The sequence below is a fragment of the Streptomyces sp. Y7 genome (assembly GCF_043195415.1).
In the GTDB taxonomy this organism is placed as follows: Bacteria; Actinomycetota; Actinomycetes; order Streptomycetales; family Streptomycetaceae; genus Streptomyces.
In genome coordinates, this window is record NZ_JBIDDQ010000025.1 from 19,743 (window position 1) to 35,104 (window position 15,362).

Sequence of the window (15,362 nt, forward strand, 5' to 3'; positions counted from 1 at the left end):
GAGAGGCGGCCATGTCCCGAACCGACCCGCCCGCCGCGCGCGAGCGCCGGGCGGAGCACCGTGCGAGCGCCGACTACACCGGCGGCGTCTACGGCTCCATGCTCGCCGCCTCCGTGATCATCGGCGCCGGCGCCCTGGGCGAATACCCGCGCGCCGAACTGGTGGCCCTGCTGCTGGTGACCGGCCTGGTCTTCTGGGTGGCGCATGTGCACGCCCAGCTGTTCGGCGCCCGCCTGGCGCAGCACCCGCTGGACCGGCGGACCGTGCTGCACGTGTGCCGCGACGAGTGGCCGATCGTCAAGGCGGCCGTCCCGCCGGCCGTGGCGGTGGCCGTCAGCCCGCTGCTGGGACTGGACGTGTCGGGGGCCGCGTGGCTCGCCCTGTCGGTGGCGGTGGCCGGGCAGGTCGGCTGGTCGATGGCCGCGGCCCGGCGGGCCGGCGCCACCTGGCAGCTGATGGCCGTCTCCGCCTCGGTCAATCTGCTGCTCGGTCTGCTGATCATCGTCTTCAAGATCGTCGTGACGCACTGACCTCCCGCGAAGGGGGTCACCTGCGCCGGGTGAGGTGGCGCCGCCGCCACGGCGGGAGGATGGCCGGGCAGGTCTGCCAGCGGCTGTCGGCGGGAGGCAGCACATGCGCTACGAGATCCGTGTCGAAGGACACGTGTCGAAGACCCTGGCCAAGGTCTTTCCGGAACTGGATCACGTGGTCATGTCCGGTCAGACGGTGCTGTTCGGACCCGTCGTCGACGACGCACACCTGTTCGGCCTGCTGGACCGCTGCCAGTCGCTGGGCCTGCGGGTACTGGAGATGCGCCGGCTGCCCGACTGACCTGGCCGAGCCGCCGGCGGACGGTCCGTCCTCAGAGGTCCTTCGCCTGCACCCGGCCCGAGCGGGCGGCGACGCCCAGGGCGTCGAAGTCGCGTTCGTTCTGGTCCGCGTAGGCCTGGGCGAAGTCCATCAGCGCACGGTCGAAGCGGTCGCTGCCGCCCATGTACGAGGCGATGGCGACGGGGTCGCCGGAGCGGGCGTGGGCGCGCGCGAGGCTGCCTCCGCAGAGCTTGCCGAACAGCCGCAGCATGGCGGGGTCCCAGGTCTCCGGCCGGGCGATGCCCTTCCAGTCGCGCAGCTGGCGCACGTAGAAGTCCCGGTCGCGGCGGTCGAGGCCGCTGACGATGTGGGTCCAGCCCAGGAAGATGTCACTGGTCGTCTGGATCAGCCGCTGTCCCGTCACCACACGGCGGCCCTGGTTGTCGAAGCGCGCGCTGCCGTCGGTGTGCGCGGCCAGCACCGACTCCTGGGCCTCCTTGGCCTGGAGCAGCAGGGGGTCGTCGTCGTCCCGGCCGAGCAGCAGGACGATCCAGCAGCGGGTGCCGACGCTGCCGACGCCCACCACTTTGCGGGCGATGTCCACCAGGTGGTAGTGGCTCAGCAGGTGCCGGCGCTCGGACGACAGGGTCTTCGTGTACTCCTCGAACACGGTCTGCAGGTCCTTCGCCTCGTCGCCCGTGCCCGAGTCGTCCATGAGGTCGCTCAGCGGCGTGATCAGCGGCGGATCCGATGCGATCCGCAGGCCCTCGGCGGTGACGTGGGTGAGCTTGGCGAAGGCCTGGAGGTAGGTGCGCGTGCGTGCCTTGGCGGTCGCCCGGGCCGCGCGCCGCCGGGCCTCCTTGCTCATCGAGGAGGCCAGCAACTCCCGCATGTGGTCGGCGTCGTCCTGCGCGTACCAGATGTCCAGGGTGCGCATCCCGGCGAACTCCCGCATCCGCGTCCGGTACGCCCGCACACATTCCCGTACGGCCGCGTCCTGCTCGGCGGTGGAGAACTCGTTGGCGCGCCCCGCGATCACGAAGCTGGCGGCCAGCCGTTTGACGTCCCACTCGAACGGGCCGGGATACGTCTCGTCGAAGTCGTTGATGTCGAAGACCAGATGGCGCTCCGGGGAGGCCAGCAGCCGGAAGTTCAGCAGGTGGGCGTCCCCGCACAGCTGCACCGTCAGATCCGTGTGCGGCATCCGGCCCAGGTCCATCGCCATGATGGCCGCGGCGCCCCGGTAGAAGCGGAACGGCGACTCCAGCATCCGGCCGTAGCGGATCGGGACCAACTCCGGTACGCGCTGGGCCGACTGGCGCTCGATCACCTCGATCGGATCGGCCCGGTCCCCTCCGTCGTACCGGCCGTGGCCGGAACGGGAGACACGGCCACGGGCGCTTCTGCCGTACGCCGCCCTCTCGTCGGGTGACAGCGAGGCCGCGAACGCACTCGGTACCGACATGGCTCACCCTCCACCTCCGGGCGGCCGTCGCGCTCCTGGGGCGCAGAACCGGCGGACCCATCCACCCCACCTCATCGCCCCCGTCCCACGAGCGGATCACCCGTGAGGGGTGACCCGGCGCGCCGCGGCGCGCGTGATTCTGGCCCGGTGAGGGTGCCGCACACCGTCCCGTCGGCGGTCCGGTGGTGACCGGCCGAATCGCGCGAGGAGGAGCCATGACCGTTCCGCGTGGTCCGGAGCCGGACACCGGACCCGATCCTGTGACCGACGGGACGGCCCCCGCGGCCGGCCAGGACGCCGAGCGGCTGCTGGCCGACCTCGGCGGCTCGTGGCTGTGGCTGCTGGGGTCCGCGGTGGCCGCGCTGGTGCCGGGCATCCTGGCCCTGGCCTGGCCGGACGCCACCCTGCACGTCCTGGCGGTGATCATCGGGCTGTACCTGCTGGTGACGGGCGCGTTCCGGTTCGTCGCCTCCTTCGCCCGGGAGCAGGGCGACCGGCATCTGGCGCTGCTCGCCTCGGCGCTGTACGTCCTCGCCGGGGTGCTGTGTCTGCGCCACCCGCTGCAGACGATCGCCGCGCTCTCCCTGATCGTGGGGGCGGTCTGGGTGGTGACGGGGATGCTGACCGCCTGGACGGCCATGGCGGCCAAGGGCCTGCCGCATCGCGGGTTCGTCCTGGTGGCCGGGCTGCTCGGCGTCGTCGCCGGCATCGTCGTGCTGGCCACGCCCAGCCAGTCCGCCGTCGTCCTGACCAGGCTGGTCGGCCTGTGGCTGCTGCTGCTCGGGCTGACCGAGCTGGGGCTCGCCCTCGCCTGGCGGTCCGCACTGCACCGGGCAGGCTTCACCCGCCCAGGGTGAGGCCGTTCCCGTTGAGCATGCGCACGCTGAAAGCGGCGGGCACGGCAGCCGAGTACCCCGCCCGGGAGGCAGACGATGAGCACGACCACGTACCTCGCCTACGACTATCCGCTGCTGAGCATGTTCTGGACGCTCCTGTGGTTCTTCCTGTGGATCATGTGGTTCGTCCTGCTCTTCCGGATCATCGGCGACATCTTCCGCGACGACAGCCTCAGTGGCTGGGGCAAGACCGGCTGGCTGGTCTTCTGCATCGTGCTGCCGTTCCTCGGCGTGTTCGTGTACCTCATCGCCCGCGGCAAGTCGATGGGCCAGCGCGAGATCGACCATGCCCAGAAGCAGCAGCGGGTGTTCGACGACTACGTCCGCGACCGGGCCGGTGAGGCGAAGCAGGCGAGCAGCGCCGACGAGCTCGCCAAGCTCTCCGAGATGCGCTCCCACGGCGACATCACGGACGACGAGTTCCGCCGTGCCAAGGAACTCGTCCTCAGCGGCTCCGGCACGTCCGCCCGCAGCGACTCCGCAACCCCGTCCTGACCGACGCACCCGAGCACGTCCTGAGCAAGCAAAAGGAAGCGAGGCACACCATGGCCGCCATGCAGTCCAAGCAGGCGCACGAGACGAAATACGCCTGGGCCGGGGGCCTGACGGTCTTCGCCGCCGTCATGCTCACCATCGCGGGAGTCATCGCCGTCTTCCGCGGCATCATGGGGATCGCCGAGGACGACGTCTTCGTCGCCACGCGCAACTACGTCTTCGAGTTCGACCTCACCGGCTGGGGCTGGGTCCATCTCATCCTCGGCGCGGTCGCGGTGATCATCGGCATCGGGCTGTTCCAGCCCTCGATGTGGGCCCGGGTCGGTGGCGTGGCCATCGCGGGGCTGATCATCATCGCCAACTTCCTCTCCCTGCCCTACTCCCCGGTCTGGTCGGTCGTGCTGATCGCCATGTCCGGATTCATCATCTGGGCGCTGTGCGTCTCGCGGAAGGACGACGTCACCGCCTGACCGGGTCGCCGACCGTACGTCCGGGTCCATGTCCACCTGCCTAGGAGGGGCTCGTGAACCAGTACCCACCCATCGCGGAGCACGGCATGGTCGGCGACCTCCAGACGGCGGCCCTCGTGTCCTGCGAGGGCACCGTCGACTGGTGGTGCACACCCCGCTTCGATGCGCCCAGCCTCTTCGCCTCGCTCCTGGACAGCGAGCGCGGGGGCCACTGCCGGCTGGCCGCGGAGCTGCCCGAGGGCGGGATGAGCGTGCGCCAGCTGTATCTCTCCGACACCGCCATCCTGGTCACCCGGTTCATGGCGCCGGGCGGCGTGGGCGAGGTGGCCGACTTCATGCCGCCCGTCGAGTCGCCCGTCGCCACGGACCGGCACTGCCTGATCCGGCTCATCAGGGTCGTACGCGGCAGCCTGCCGTTCGCCTTCGCGTGCCGCCCGCGCTTCGACTACGGCCGGGCCGCGCACACCCTGACCCGGCCCGACGACCACCGGGCCGTGCTGAGCGGCCCCGGTACCGACCTGCATGTGCAGACCACCGACGACATCGCCCTGCACGCCGACGGCGACGACGTCACCGCCCGCTTCACGCTCTCGGCCGGCCAGATCGCCGCCGTCGTGCTGACCAGCACGGCCGGTGGCGCGGCCGCCCCGGCCCCGCCGTCCCTCCAGGACGCGATCGGCCAACTGGAGCACTGCCGGGCGTTCTGGCTGTCGTGGTTGCGCTCGTGCGCCTACCGGGGACGCTGGCAGGACGTGGTGAACCGGTCGGCCATCACGCTCAAGCTGCTCACCTACGCGCCCAGCGGGGCGCCCGTGGCGGCGGCGACCATGGGTCTGCCCGAGCAGATCGGCGGCGAGCGCAACTGGGACTACCGCTACACCTGGATCCGGGACGCGTCGCTGTCCGTACGGGCGCTGATCGACCTGGGCTTCAAGGACGAGGCGTACGCCTTCCGGCGCTGGCTGCGCGATCGCATCGACGCCGGCGGCGCGGCCGCGGGGGACCCCCTGCAGATCATGTACCGGGTGGACGGGGACCCGGTGCTGACCGAGGAGGTCCTCGACCACCTGGAGGGCTACCAGGGCTCACGGCCGGTCCGGGCCGGCAACGCCGCCGCCGACCAGCTCCAGCTCGACATCTACGGCGAGGCCGCCGACGCCCTGATCGTCGGCCGGGACATCGGCGCGATCGGCGGGTGGAAGTCACTGAGCGGGGTGCTGGACTGGCTGAGCGACCACTGGGACCGGCCCGACGAGGGCATCTGGGAGACCCGGGGCGGGCGGCAGAACTTCACCTACAGCCGGCTGATGACCTGGGTCGCGTTCGACCGCGGCATCCGCGCCGCCATCTACAGCTCCCGGCCGGCCGACATCGAGCGCTGGACGCGGGCCCGCGACGCGGTGTACCGGCAGATCGTCGAGCGGGGCTGGCACGACAAACGGCAGGCGTTCGTCCAGCACTTCGACACCGACGTCCTGGACGCCTCGCTGCTGCTCATGCCCCGGGTCGGCTTCGTCTCCGCGCACGATCCGGACTGGCTCAGCACGCTCGACGCCATGGACCAGGACCTGGTCAGCGACAGCCTGGTCTACCGCTACGACCCGGCGGCCTCCCCGGACGGACTGCGCGGCTCCGAGGGCACGTTCAACCTGTGCAGCTTCTACTACGTCGAGGCCCTCGCCCGCAGCGGCCGGCTCGCGCGGGCCCGCTACGCCTTCGACAAGATGCTGACCTACGCCAACCATGTCGGCCTGTTCGCCGAGGAGATCGGTCCCTCGGGAGAGCAACTCGGCAACTTCCCGCAGGCGTTCACCCACCTCGCGCTGGTCACCGCGGCGATGGCCCTGGACGAGGAACTGAGCAGGGAGGGCGCCGACCCGGGAGCGGCCGACCACCTCGACCACCTGCACGCCACCGTCAAGGGCCTCGTCACCCGCCCCGGATCCAGGAGCTGAGCCGCCGACCGGGCTCACTGCCGATGCGGTGCGGAGCCCTGGTCCTTCGGCTCGTCCGTGCCCGGCGTGACGGTCTCGCCCCGGATCACCCGGGGCGTCGCCGGGTCGTCCTCGTCCCTCGTCGCCCTGGCCTCGGCCTTGAGGATGCGCGCCGACCTGCCCGCCGAACGGGCCAGGTCGGGCAGTTTCTTCGCGCAGAGGACGGCTATGACGACGAGGAGGATGACGGCGATTTCGCTCAGTCCGAACATGGGGTCCTGTCCTTGGGGTGCGCGGGGACGCCGCAGGGGCGTACCCCTGAAATCTACATCAATGTAGAAATCGAGGAAGGTCGTCTCCACCGGTCGGCCTCTGCTTTCCTTGCGCTGTACGGCTCGATGTATCGCACATGACGTGCGCGTCAGCGGAGAGGAGACAGGGCATGGCGGATCACCGGCAGGGATCCCGGCGCAGGGGACAGGGCGAACTGGAGGCGCTGGTCCTGTCGGCGCTGGCGGAGGCGGACGGACCCGCGACGGCCGGCTGGGTCCAGGAACGCCTCGGCGGGGACCTCGCCTACACGACGGTGATCACGATCCTGACCCGGCTGCTGGCCAAGGGCGCCGTGACCCGGGAGCGGGCCGGCCGGTCCTTCGCGTGGACGTCGGCCTCGGACCAGGCGGGCCTCGCCGCGCACCGGATGCGCCGGGTGCTGGACGCCGAGAGCGACCGGGAGGCGGTGCTGGCCAGCTTCGTCACGGGCCTCGGGCCCGACGACGAGCGGCTGCTGCGCGCACTGCTGGGGCAGTCCGGAGGTACGCCACCCACAGGTCGGTCCCGGGACGAAGGGGAAGACTGACGCCTCATGGGGGTCTTCGTCTTTCTGCCGCTCGTCCTGCCGCTCACGGCATGGCCGATCGCCCGCCTGGCCGAGCAGCATCTGCATCCCCGCACCGCCACGCGACTGCTCACCGCGGTCGCCGCGGTGATGGCGACGTGCAGCACCGTGTGCCTGGCCCTGGCCATGGTGGTCGGCACCGCCCAACTGCCCGGCAACCCACTGCCGGACGGCTGGTCCGACCCCGAGGTGAGGGCGGCCGTGCCCTACGACGAGTTCGTCGGCAAGGCGGCGATCCCGGCCCTGTGCGCGGTCGTCGTGGCGTGCGCCCGGACCCTGTGGCGGCATGCTCGGGTACGCCGCCTCGCCCACCGGGCGCTGACCGGGCTGCCGCGCACCGGGGTGGCCGTACTGCCCGACGTGCTGCCGTACGCGTACGCCCTGCCCGGCGGGCGGCGCGACCGCGTGGTGGTCACCACCGGCCTGCTGGACCATCTCGAACCCGCCGAACGCCGGGCGCTGTTCGCCCATGAACGGGCCCATCTGACCGAGCGCCACCACCGGTTCCTGCTCGCCGTCCAACTGGCCGCCCGCGCCAACCCGTTCCTGCGCCCGCTGCGTACGGCCGTGTCGTACACGGCGGAACGCTGGGCGGACGAGGCGGCGGCCCAGGCGGTCGGCAGCCGCCGGACGGTGGCGTGCGCGATCGGCAAGGCGGCGCTGGTGTCCCGGGGCGCGCCGGTCGCGACACTGGCCGGCTTCGCGGCCCCCGGGCCCGTGCCGCGCCGGGTCGCCGCGCTGCTCGGGCCCGCCCCGGTGGTGCGCCGCTGGCCGTCGCTGTTCACCTCGGTGGGGCTGGCGCTGTGGTGCGCGGCGGTGGGGACGGCCGTATCGGCGATGTCGTCGGCGAACTCGGCGGTGACGATGGTCCTCATCCTGCACGCAGCCACTCCGCTGTGAGCCGGGGCGTTCCGATCGGCCGGTCCAGGCAACGCAAGTGAGGGAATTCGCCGTCTGTTCATGGGGGAGACGGCTGGGGCGAGGGGGAGGGGCGCTGATGAGCGGACATGGGAAACGGCGGCGTACGCCGGCCGGTACCGGGCCGGGCCGGGCACGGCTGACCCGGCGGGGGCGGATCCTGGCGTGGAGCGCGGGGGTGACCTCGGCGGTCGTCCTGGGCGTTGCCGGCGTCGGTGCCTGGGTCTACCAGGACCTGAACGACAACATCAGGTCGGCCGACGTCGACGACCGGATCGGCGGTGACCGGCCGGTCAATCTCAGCCCCGGCTCGAAGAACATCCTCGTCGTGGGCTCCGACAGCCGCGACGGCGCCAACGCGAAGTACGGCAAGGACCTGACCACGATGCAGTCGGACACGCTGATGGTGGTGCATGTGCCCGCGAACCGGAAGTGGGCCACGGTCGTGTCGTTCCCGCGCGACTCCTGGGTGGGCATACCGGCCTGCGACAAGGGCGACGGCAGCACCTCCGCCCCGCATCACTTCAAGATCAACGAGGCGTTCGCGATCGGCGGCAGCGGCGGCGAGGTGGCCGGGGCGGCCGCCTGTTCCATCAAGACGGTCGAGGCCAACACCGGTCTGCGCATGGACCACTTCATGTCCGTCGACTTCCAGGGCTTCAAGGGCATGGTCGACGCCCTGGACGGCATCGAGGTCTGCCCGAAGGAGGCCATCCACTCCAAGAAGGCCCGCCTCGACATGGAACCCGGCTGCCAGACCGTCCGCGGCGAACAGGCGCTCGGCTATGTGCGGGTCCGCTACGGCGTCGGGGACGGCTCCGACATCGGGCGCATCGGACGCCAGCAGGAGTTCATGGACGCCCTGGCCGCCAAGGCGCAGTCCAAGCTCACCAGCCCGAAGGCCCTCTACGGCTTCCTCCAGTCCGGCACCAAGTCCCTGACCACGGACCCCGACCTGGCCGGCATCAAGCCGCTGTACGGGCTGGCCTCGGAGCTCAAGGGGATCCCGAGCGACCGCTTGACCTTCCTCACGGTCCCCAACTACCCGCGCGAGGCGGACATCCCCACCGACAAGGCCAACGTCGCCTGGCAGTACCCGCAGGCCACCGACCTGTTCACCGACCTGGCCAAGGACAGGGAGGTCGACAAGAAGCGGCTGGAGGCGGACGCGAAGAACCCGCTGTACGCCTCCGCCGTGCGCGTCCAGGTCCTCAACGGCACCCCCGTCCAGGGCCTGGCCGGCACCGTCGCGGACAAGCTGCGCACGTCCGGCGTCACGGTCACCGGCACCGGCAACGCGCCCGAGGACGCCGGCGCCACCACGGTCACCTACCCGGCCGGCCTGGAGAAGCAGGCCAGGGCGCTGGCCGCACGGCTGCCCGGGGTCAAGGCGGTGCAGACGCCGGACGCCACGGCGGGCGTGGTCACCCTCGTCGTCGGCAAGGACCTCGACCCCGGACGCATCCGCTGACCGGTCCTCCCGCGAGGGAGGCCGGTCAGGTACCGGTCGGTCAGAGGTCGAACTCGTGCGGCGGCAGGCCGAGGGCGTAGCACGCCTCGCGGACCACGGCCTGCTCGTCCTTGTCGAAGTCGCCGTCGGCGCCGCCGATGACGATGCCGATCTGGATGACGGCACGCGCCTCGGCGGGCTTCTTCTTCGCCTTGGCGACCTCCTGCATCACGCTCACCCTGCCGAAGTCGAAGTCGGTGGTGAGCCGGTTCAGGTTCTCCTCGAAACGGCGGCGCAGATCGTCGGCGGGGAAGTTCTGCAGCACCTCGTTGCCGGCGATCAGCTGGGCCACACGCTGCCGCTCGGAGGGGTCGACCGTGCCGTCCGCGGCGGCGACGAGCGCGCACATGGCCATGCTCGCGTCGCGGAAGGCACCGCTCTTCAGGTCGTTCTTCTTCGCCACCAGCTGGGTCTGCATCGTCGATGCGGACTCCTTGAGGCGGTCCCACAGGGCCATGAGAACTCCATACGATCGATAGCTTCTACAGCGCTGTAGAAGCTATCAGGTGCCGTCCCGGCGCGATCAGCCCTCCTCGTCCTCGCCGTTGCGGCGTTCACTCCTTCACGTGCGTACGTGCGTGTCCGTGGGAACAACCCGGGACGCCGAGCCGTTCTCTACAAGCGCGTAGAAGAATAGGATGGCCCGACCCGCCGGAGCCGGTGTCCCGACCCGCGCTGCGGGAAAGTCCGAAAACGGTCGATGCCCTCCGGCCCACCGGGCCGTACGTCGATGCCCCTCGGCCCACCGAAGACAGAAGGAGACCCGAGCACCCGATGGGTGAGCCTCCCAGTACCAGCCGTGCCGATTCCCGCCCCCACCAGGGAACGGGGGTGGCACGGTGACCGAGATCCTGCTGCTCCTCGTGGCCCTCCTCCTCACCCTGGCCTGCGCGCTGTTCGTCGCGGCCGAGTTCTCGCTGACCACCGTCGAGCGCGGTGAACTGGAGCGCGCCGCGGCGGCGGGCGAACGGGGTGCCGAGGGCGCGCTGCGCGCCGTACGCCGGCTGACCCTCCAGCTCTCCGGCGCCCAGCTGGGCATCACCGTCACCTCACTGGTGATCGGCATGCTCGCCGAACCGTCCCTCGCCGCGCTGCTGCGGGGGCCGTTGGCGGCGGCGGGCCTCGGCGGCGCGGCCCCGACGGTGGCGACCGTGCTGGGCGTCGCGCTCTCCACGGTCGTGCTCATGGTCGTCGGTGAACTCGTGCCGAAGAACTGGGCGATCTCCCGCCCGCTGGCCGTCGCCAAGGTGGTCGCCGGTCCGCAACGCGGCTTCACGGCCGCCTTCGGCCCGTTGATCCGCCACCTCAACGACACCGCGAACCGCTTCGTACGCCGCTTCGGCCTGGAGCCCGCCGAGGAGATCGACTCCGCGCGCAGCCCCGAGGAACTCGTCGCCCTGGCCCGCCACTCGGCCGCCCACGGCGTCCTGGAGGCGGACTCCGCCGAGCTGTTCGTACGCACCCTGCACCTCGGCGAGCTGACCGCGGAGAACGTCATGACGCCACGGGTCGACGTCCAGGCCCTGGAGGCGCACGCGACGGCGGCCGACGCGGCGAACCTGTCGTACGCCACGGGCCTGTCCCGCTTCCCGGTCTACCGCGACAGCCTGGACGAGGTCATCGGCACCGTCCACATCCGCGACGTGCTGGCCCTGGAGCCCGCGCGCCGGCTGACCACCCCGGTCACCGAACTGGCCACCGCACCCCTGCTGGTGCCCGACACCCTCACCGCCGACCGGCTGCTGGAGCGGCTGCGGGCCCACCGCACCATGGCCGTCGTCATCGACGAGTACGGCGGCACGGCCGGCGTGGCCTCCATGGAGGACATCGTCGAGGAGGTCGTCGGCGAGGTCCGCGACGAGCACGACCCCGTCGAGGCCCCCGACCTCCAGCCCGCCCGCGCGACCCACGACGGGCGCGCGGTGTGGGAGGCCGACGGCGGCGTACGCCTCGACGAACTCGCCGGCATAGGACTGACCGCGCCCGAGGGGCCGTACGAGACGATCGCCGGCCTCATCGCCACCCGACTGGCGCGGATCCCCGCCAAGGGGGACGTGCTCGACCTGGACGGCTGGCAGCTGGACGTCGTCGACGTGGAGCACCACCGTGCCGACCGCGTCCGCATCACGCAGCCGGCCCCTGTTCCCGCCCCCGCTCCCGCGGCCCGGCTCACGGAGGACGCCCGATGACCGCGCTGCACCTGGCCATCGGCGCCCTGACGCTGCTGACCAACGCCTTCTTCGTGGGCGCCGAGTTCGCCCTGATCTCCGTACGCCGCAGCCAGGTCGAGCCGCGCGCGCAGGACGGCGACAAGCGGGCCCGGATGACCCTGTGGGCCCTGGAACACCTCTCCGCGATGATGGCCACGGCCCAGCTCGGCATCACCGTCTCCTCGCTGGTGCTGGGCGCGGTGGCGGAACCGGCCATCGCCCACCTGCTGGAGCCGGCGTTCGAGACGGCCCACGTCCCGCACGCCCTGGTCCACCCCATCGCGTTCGTGATCGCGCTGACGGTGGCCACCTATCTCCACATGCTGATCGGCGAGATGGTCCCGAAGAACATCGCGCTGGCCGCCCCCGTGCCCACCGCCCTGCTGCTCGGCCCGCCCCTGGTCGCCCTCACCCGTGCCCTGCGGCCGTTCGTCTTCGGCGTCAACGCCTTCGCCAACGCCCTGCTGAAGCTGCTGCGCGTCGAACCGAAGGACGAGGTCGAGGCCGTCTTCACCGACGACCAGCTCGCACGCATGGTCGTCGAGGCGGGCGAGGCCGGACTCCTCACCCCGGCCGACGGCGAACGCCTGCGCGACGCCCTGGAGCTGGGCACCCGCCCGGTGGGCGAGATCCTCGTCCCCGCCCGGCGGATGCGGACCGTGGACGCCTCGATCACCCCGGCCGGGCTGGAGCGGGTCGCGGCCGAGGCGGGCTACTCCCGCTTCCCGGTCACCGCCGCCGACGGCACCGTCCTCGGCTACCTGCACATCAAGGACACCCTCGGCACGACCGACCGGAACCGCCCGTTCCCGCCCGCCGCCCTGCACCCGGTCACCCGGGTCCGCATCGACACCCCCCTGGACGACACCCTGACGACCCTCCGCTCCGAGGGCAGCCACCTCGCCGCCGTCCTGGGGGCGGGCGGCAAGGTGATCGGTTTTGTGACGATGGAGGACGTCCTGTCGGAACTGGTGGGACCGGCGCCGGTGGCTTGATGTGGGGGCGGGCATGGCCGATACCGGTGGAGGCGTGATGTGGGGGTGGGCCTGGCCGACCCGGTGGTGGTGTGACGTGGAGGCGGGCCTCGGCGGCGACTCCCTGCGGGGGTTGAGGTCGGGCCCGCCGATGTGTTTAGGGTGCTGGCAATGCTGCTCCCCACACGCGCCACACCGGCAACAGAGGCCACTGCCGCACCGGAGCGACGACAGGACGACGTTCTGCCGTCGGCTGAGGTGGGGGCGAGACGGGTAGCGGCGGGACCCGGGCCGGCTCGGCCGACGGGAGCCGAACCGGCGGTATCGCCGGCACCGGCACTGGCACCGGCACCGCCAGCGATGGCGATGGCGGGCGCGGGGGAGAGGGAGCCGCGGCGGGACCCCTTCCTCGACAACGCCAAGTACCTGGCGATCGTCCTCGTCGCGGTGGGCCACGCCTGGGAGCCGCTGCGCGAGGGCAACAGGTCGATCACCGCCCTGTACCTGCTCGTGTACGCCTTCCACATGCCGGTGTTCGCCGTGATCGCGGGCTATTTATCGCGTGACTTCGAGGCCACCCCGAGGAAACTCGGCGGCCTGTTGAAGCGCACGGTGCTTCCCTACGTCGTCTTCGAGACGGCGTACACCTACTTCACCCGCTGGACCAGCGAGGACCCCGACCGTCCGGTCACCCTCCTCGACCCGCTGTACCTGACGTGGTTCCTGGCGGCCCTGTTCATCTGGCGCCTGACGTCCCCGGTCTGGAAGGCGGTGCGCCACCCGCTCCCTCTGGCCCTCACTGTCGCCGCTCTGGCGACGCTCTCCCCGTCCATCGGCAACGACCTCGACCTCCAGCGCGTCGCCCAGTTCCTGCCGTACTTCGTCCTGGGCCTGTGCCTGAAACCCGAACACCTCCGGCTGGTGCACCGCCGCGAGGCCCGCCTCCTGGCCGCACCGGTCTTCGCCTGCGCGCTGACGCTGGCGTACTGGGCGGTGCCGAGGATGAACTACGCCTGGTTCTTCCACAACGACAGCACGACAGCCCTGGGCGCCCCGGCGTGGGCCGGCCCCGTGATGACCCTGGCCACCTTCGGCTGCTCGGTGGTGCTGGCCGCCGCGTTCCTCGCCGCGGTGCCACGGCACCGGACGTGGTTCACCCCCCTGGGCGCGGGCACCCTCTACGCCTACCTCCTGCACGGCTTCCTCGCCCAGGCGGCCGAGCACTGGGGCTGGTACGGCCTGCCCTGGCTCCACCACCCCGCCGGCGAGGCCACGGTCACCGTGCTCGCAGCCGCGATCATGACGCCCCTGTGCGCCCCCGCCGTCCAGCGCACGCTGAGCGGCGCCCTGGAGACCCCGACCAGATGGCCACTGCCACTCCGTCGCTGAGCCCTCGGAACGTCCACCAGCCCACAAAAACAGGTGAGGCTCCTACGGAAATCCGTAGGAGCCTCACCTGTTCTGGCTGTCGGGGTGGCGGGATTTGAACCCACGACCTCTTCGTCCCGAATGAGGTTCGGGCGTGATCATCACCGGTCTTTTTGCTGTTTTGCCTGGTCAGGGCGTTGGAATGCGGTGGTGTCGGGTGGTCTGGAAAGGGCTTGGGGAGCGGGTTGGCTCCCAGATGGCTCCCAGCGAGACCTCAGCCAACGGCCGCTGAGTCCGCGATTCGCGCCGTGTCCGCGAAGGCCGACGAGGCGAGCAAGCTTACGGATCTACGTGTCACAGAGGGTGATGCACCTGGGCGGTTGATCGCCGGACCGGTCAGGGCAGCCCAGTCCTGCCTGGAGACTGGCAGACTGCGATTGTGATACGCGAACCAGCAGAACTGCAGATCGATGACGACGGCCGTGTGTCCCTGCCGCTGGGGCTCCTCGCGGAGGCCGGCCTGGATGCAGGCGGCCGGATCCTGGCGTTCAGCGACGGCGACGGGCGCATTGTGCTGCAGCGAGAGGCAGACGCCTTCAAGGCGCTGCTGCAGGACGGGACTCTGTGAGTGGACATCCCGCCGCCGCTAGGCCACTCCCGTCGCAGCGGTCGGCGATCGTCGGCCTGCGACCGGGTGGCGCCGGTGAGTGCGCGGCTTGCGGCTGCCCGCCTCCACCACGGGGAAGCGCCGAGAATAGAGCTGGACGGATAGGAATGGGTCCTCGCCAGGCGGGACGACCCGGAGGAAGCTGTCCCTAAGCTGCTGGAGATATGAGCGAGCAAGGACTACCAGAAGCGCCGGCCGAGCAGTGGACACCACCGGAGGGGTCGTGGGCGTCGTCGGCCGCGAGCCGGCGGAGCATGCTTGGCAACCGGAATCGCGATACCGCGCCCGAGCTGCTCCTCCGCTCGCTTGTCCACGCCGCTGGACTGCGCTACCGGGTGGCTGCAAAGCCGCTCCCGAAGATGCGCCGCACGGCCGACATGGTCTTCCGCCCGGTGAAAGTCGCAGTCTTCATCGACGGCTGCTTCTGGCACGGCTGCCCGGAGCACTTCGTGATGCCGAAGACGAACCGGTCGTACTGGGAAGAAAAGATCGGCCGGAACATCCAGCGCGACCGGGACACAGACGACCGCCTCGCGGAGGCAGGCTGGCTGGTGCTCCGCTTCTGGGAACACCTCGAACCAGAGGCGTGTGCCGCGACTGTCATCGAGGCAGTGGCCGCCCGGCGGCAGGAGGCCCAAGCCTCGAAGCATCCGAGGAATACCTCCTGACCGTCGCGTCGCTGGCGGTAGCGGCCATCTGATCTTCGCCCGGTTCAGCGAGAAGAGCTCGTCCCTCTGGTGGCCTTCT

At 71.2% G+C, this 15,362-nt stretch carries 17 protein-coding genes; 14 read left to right on the forward strand and 3 right to left on the reverse strand.

The genetic code is table 11. The features are described 5' to 3' along the window. The first annotated feature begins 11 nt into the window (after positions 1-11). Both ACGFW6_RS36825 and ACGFW6_RS36830 read left to right on the forward strand, forming a co-directional pair. Positions 12-530: a hypothetical protein gene (locus tag ACGFW6_RS36825; RefSeq protein WP_393520179.1), complete on the forward strand. Its 519-nt coding sequence runs from the start codon at positions 12-14 to the stop codon at positions 528-530. 103 nt (positions 531-633) lie between these two features. After that, the gene (locus tag ACGFW6_RS36830; RefSeq protein WP_393520182.1) at positions 634-831 is read left to right on the forward strand and encodes a hypothetical protein; all 198 of its coding nucleotides are present in this window, start codon (positions 634-636) and stop codon (positions 829-831) included. A gap of 31 nt (positions 832-862) precedes the next feature. Here ACGFW6_RS36830 and ACGFW6_RS36835 read toward each other — a convergent pair whose 3' ends face one another. Then, positions 863-2,275, reverse strand: a complete 1,413-nt coding sequence (locus ACGFW6_RS36835) for a DUF2252 domain-containing protein (RefSeq protein ID WP_393520185.1) — start codon at positions 2,273-2,275, stop codon at positions 863-865. 215 nt (positions 2,276-2,490) lie between these two features. On the opposite strand from ACGFW6_RS36835, the gene ACGFW6_RS36840 reads away from it, so the two are divergent. The 4 genes from ACGFW6_RS36840 (at position 2,491) to ACGFW6_RS36855 (ending at position 6,091) form a co-directional block, all read left to right on the forward strand. Further along, positions 2,491-3,132: an HdeD family acid-resistance protein gene (locus tag ACGFW6_RS36840; RefSeq protein WP_393520188.1), complete on the forward strand. Its 642-nt coding sequence runs from the start codon at positions 2,491-2,493 to the stop codon at positions 3,130-3,132. A gap of 75 nt (positions 3,133-3,207) precedes the next feature. Further along, positions 3,208-3,666, forward strand: coding sequence for an SHOCT domain-containing protein (locus tag ACGFW6_RS36845; RefSeq protein WP_393520191.1), 459 nt, complete (start codon positions 3,208-3,210; stop codon positions 3,664-3,666). A gap of 50 nt (positions 3,667-3,716) precedes the next feature. Then, entirely contained in the window at positions 3,717-4,136 is a 420-nt protein-coding gene (locus tag ACGFW6_RS36850) for a hypothetical protein (RefSeq protein WP_393520194.1), read from the forward strand. A gap of 53 nt (positions 4,137-4,189) precedes the next feature. Further along, complete coding sequence (locus ACGFW6_RS36855; RefSeq protein WP_393520197.1) at positions 4,190-6,091, forward strand: glycoside hydrolase family 15 protein; 1,902 nt, start codon at positions 4,190-4,192, stop codon at positions 6,089-6,091. Between the two features lie 14 nt (positions 6,092-6,105). On the opposite strand, the gene ACGFW6_RS36860 is transcribed toward ACGFW6_RS36855, so the two are convergent. Next, on the reverse strand, positions 6,106-6,342 hold the full coding sequence (locus ACGFW6_RS36860; protein WP_393520200.1) for a twin-arginine translocase TatA/TatE family subunit: 237 nt from the start codon (positions 6,340-6,342) through the stop codon (positions 6,106-6,108). A 170-nt stretch (positions 6,343-6,512) separates the two neighbouring features. Here ACGFW6_RS36860 and ACGFW6_RS36865 point away from each other — a divergent pair, with 170 nt between their 5' ends. The 3 genes from ACGFW6_RS36865 (at position 6,513) to ACGFW6_RS36875 (ending at position 9,357) form a co-directional block, all read left to right on the forward strand. Further along, on the forward strand, positions 6,513-6,929 hold the full coding sequence (locus ACGFW6_RS36865) for a BlaI/MecI/CopY family transcriptional regulator (RefSeq protein WP_393520203.1): 417 nt from the start codon (positions 6,513-6,515) through the stop codon (positions 6,927-6,929). A gap of 6 nt (positions 6,930-6,935) precedes the next feature. Further along, complete coding sequence (locus ACGFW6_RS36870; RefSeq protein ID WP_393520206.1) at positions 6,936-7,868, forward strand: M56 family metallopeptidase; 933 nt, start codon at positions 6,936-6,938, stop codon at positions 7,866-7,868. 97 nt (positions 7,869-7,965) lie between these two features. After that, positions 7,966-9,357 (forward strand): LCP family protein, encoded by a 1,392-nt coding sequence (locus ACGFW6_RS36875; protein ID WP_393520209.1) that lies wholly within the window; start codon positions 7,966-7,968, stop codon positions 9,355-9,357. A 40-nt stretch (positions 9,358-9,397) separates the two neighbouring features. On the opposite strand, the gene ACGFW6_RS36880 is transcribed toward ACGFW6_RS36875, so the two are convergent. Next, positions 9,398-9,853, reverse strand: a complete 456-nt coding sequence (locus ACGFW6_RS36880) for a tellurite resistance TerB family protein (protein ID WP_393520212.1) — start codon at positions 9,851-9,853, stop codon at positions 9,398-9,400. A 382-nt stretch (positions 9,854-10,235) separates the two neighbouring features. Here ACGFW6_RS36880 and ACGFW6_RS36885 point away from each other — a divergent pair, with 382 nt between their 5' ends. The 5 genes from ACGFW6_RS36885 (at position 10,236) to ACGFW6_RS36905 (ending at position 15,283) form a co-directional block, all read left to right on the forward strand. Further along, positions 10,236-11,585: a hemolysin family protein gene (locus ACGFW6_RS36885; RefSeq protein ID WP_393520215.1), complete on the forward strand. Its 1,350-nt coding sequence runs from the start codon at positions 10,236-10,238 to the stop codon at positions 11,583-11,585. Further along, positions 11,582-12,601: a hemolysin family protein gene (locus ACGFW6_RS36890; protein ID WP_393520218.1), complete on the forward strand. Its 1,020-nt coding sequence runs from the start codon at positions 11,582-11,584 to the stop codon at positions 12,599-12,601. The genes ACGFW6_RS36885 and ACGFW6_RS36890 overlap by 4 nt, the downstream gene beginning before the upstream one ends. A 339-nt stretch (positions 12,602-12,940) precedes the next feature. Then, positions 12,941-13,969, forward strand: coding sequence for an acyltransferase family protein (locus tag ACGFW6_RS36895; protein WP_393520221.1), 1,029 nt, complete (start codon positions 12,941-12,943; stop codon positions 13,967-13,969). A 418-nt stretch (positions 13,970-14,387) separates the two neighbouring features. After that, complete coding sequence (locus ACGFW6_RS36900; RefSeq protein ID WP_125505105.1) at positions 14,388-14,576, forward strand: hypothetical protein; 189 nt, start codon at positions 14,388-14,390, stop codon at positions 14,574-14,576. A gap of 203 nt (positions 14,577-14,779) precedes the next feature. Continuing rightward, positions 14,780-15,283 carry a very short patch repair endonuclease gene (locus ACGFW6_RS36905; protein ID WP_393520224.1) on the forward strand — a complete coding sequence of 168 codons (504 nt, stop codon included), beginning with the start codon at positions 14,780-14,782 and terminating at the stop codon, positions 15,281-15,283. Positions 15,284-15,362 lie beyond the last annotated feature (79 nt).

Coding starts and splice junctions, on each gene's coding strand:
- ACGFW6_RS36825 (WP_393520179.1), top strand. CDS start 12: ATGTCCCGAACCGACCCGCCCGCCGCGCGCGAGCGCCGGGCGGAGCAC.
- ACGFW6_RS36830 (WP_393520182.1), top strand. CDS start 634: ATGCGCTACGAGATCCGTGTCGAAGGACACGTGTCGAAGACCCTGGCC.
- ACGFW6_RS36835 (WP_393520185.1), bottom strand. CDS start 2,275: ATGTCGGTACCGAGTGCGTTCGCGGCCTCGCTGTCACCCGACGAGAGG.
- ACGFW6_RS36840 (WP_393520188.1), top strand. CDS start 2,491: ATGACCGTTCCGCGTGGTCCGGAGCCGGACACCGGACCCGATCCTGTG.
- ACGFW6_RS36845 (WP_393520191.1), top strand. CDS start 3,208: ATGAGCACGACCACGTACCTCGCCTACGACTATCCGCTGCTGAGCATG.
- ACGFW6_RS36850 (WP_393520194.1), top strand. CDS start 3,717: ATGGCCGCCATGCAGTCCAAGCAGGCGCACGAGACGAAATACGCCTGG.
- ACGFW6_RS36860 (WP_393520200.1), bottom strand. CDS start 6,342: ATGTTCGGACTGAGCGAAATCGCCGTCATCCTCCTCGTCGTCATAGCC.
- ACGFW6_RS36865 (WP_393520203.1), top strand. CDS start 6,513: ATGGCGGATCACCGGCAGGGATCCCGGCGCAGGGGACAGGGCGAACTG.
- ACGFW6_RS36870 (WP_393520206.1), top strand. CDS start 6,936: ATGGGGGTCTTCGTCTTTCTGCCGCTCGTCCTGCCGCTCACGGCATGG.
- ACGFW6_RS36875 (WP_393520209.1), top strand. CDS start 7,966: ATGAGCGGACATGGGAAACGGCGGCGTACGCCGGCCGGTACCGGGCCG.
- ACGFW6_RS36880 (WP_393520212.1), bottom strand. CDS start 9,853: ATGGCCCTGTGGGACCGCCTCAAGGAGTCCGCATCGACGATGCAGACC.
- ACGFW6_RS36890 (WP_393520218.1), top strand. CDS start 11,582: ATGACCGCGCTGCACCTGGCCATCGGCGCCCTGACGCTGCTGACCAAC.
- ACGFW6_RS36895 (WP_393520221.1), top strand. CDS start 12,941: ATGGCGATGGCGGGCGCGGGGGAGAGGGAGCCGCGGCGGGACCCCTTC.
- ACGFW6_RS36905 (WP_393520224.1), top strand. CDS start 14,780: ATGAGCGAGCAAGGACTACCAGAAGCGCCGGCCGAGCAGTGGACACCA.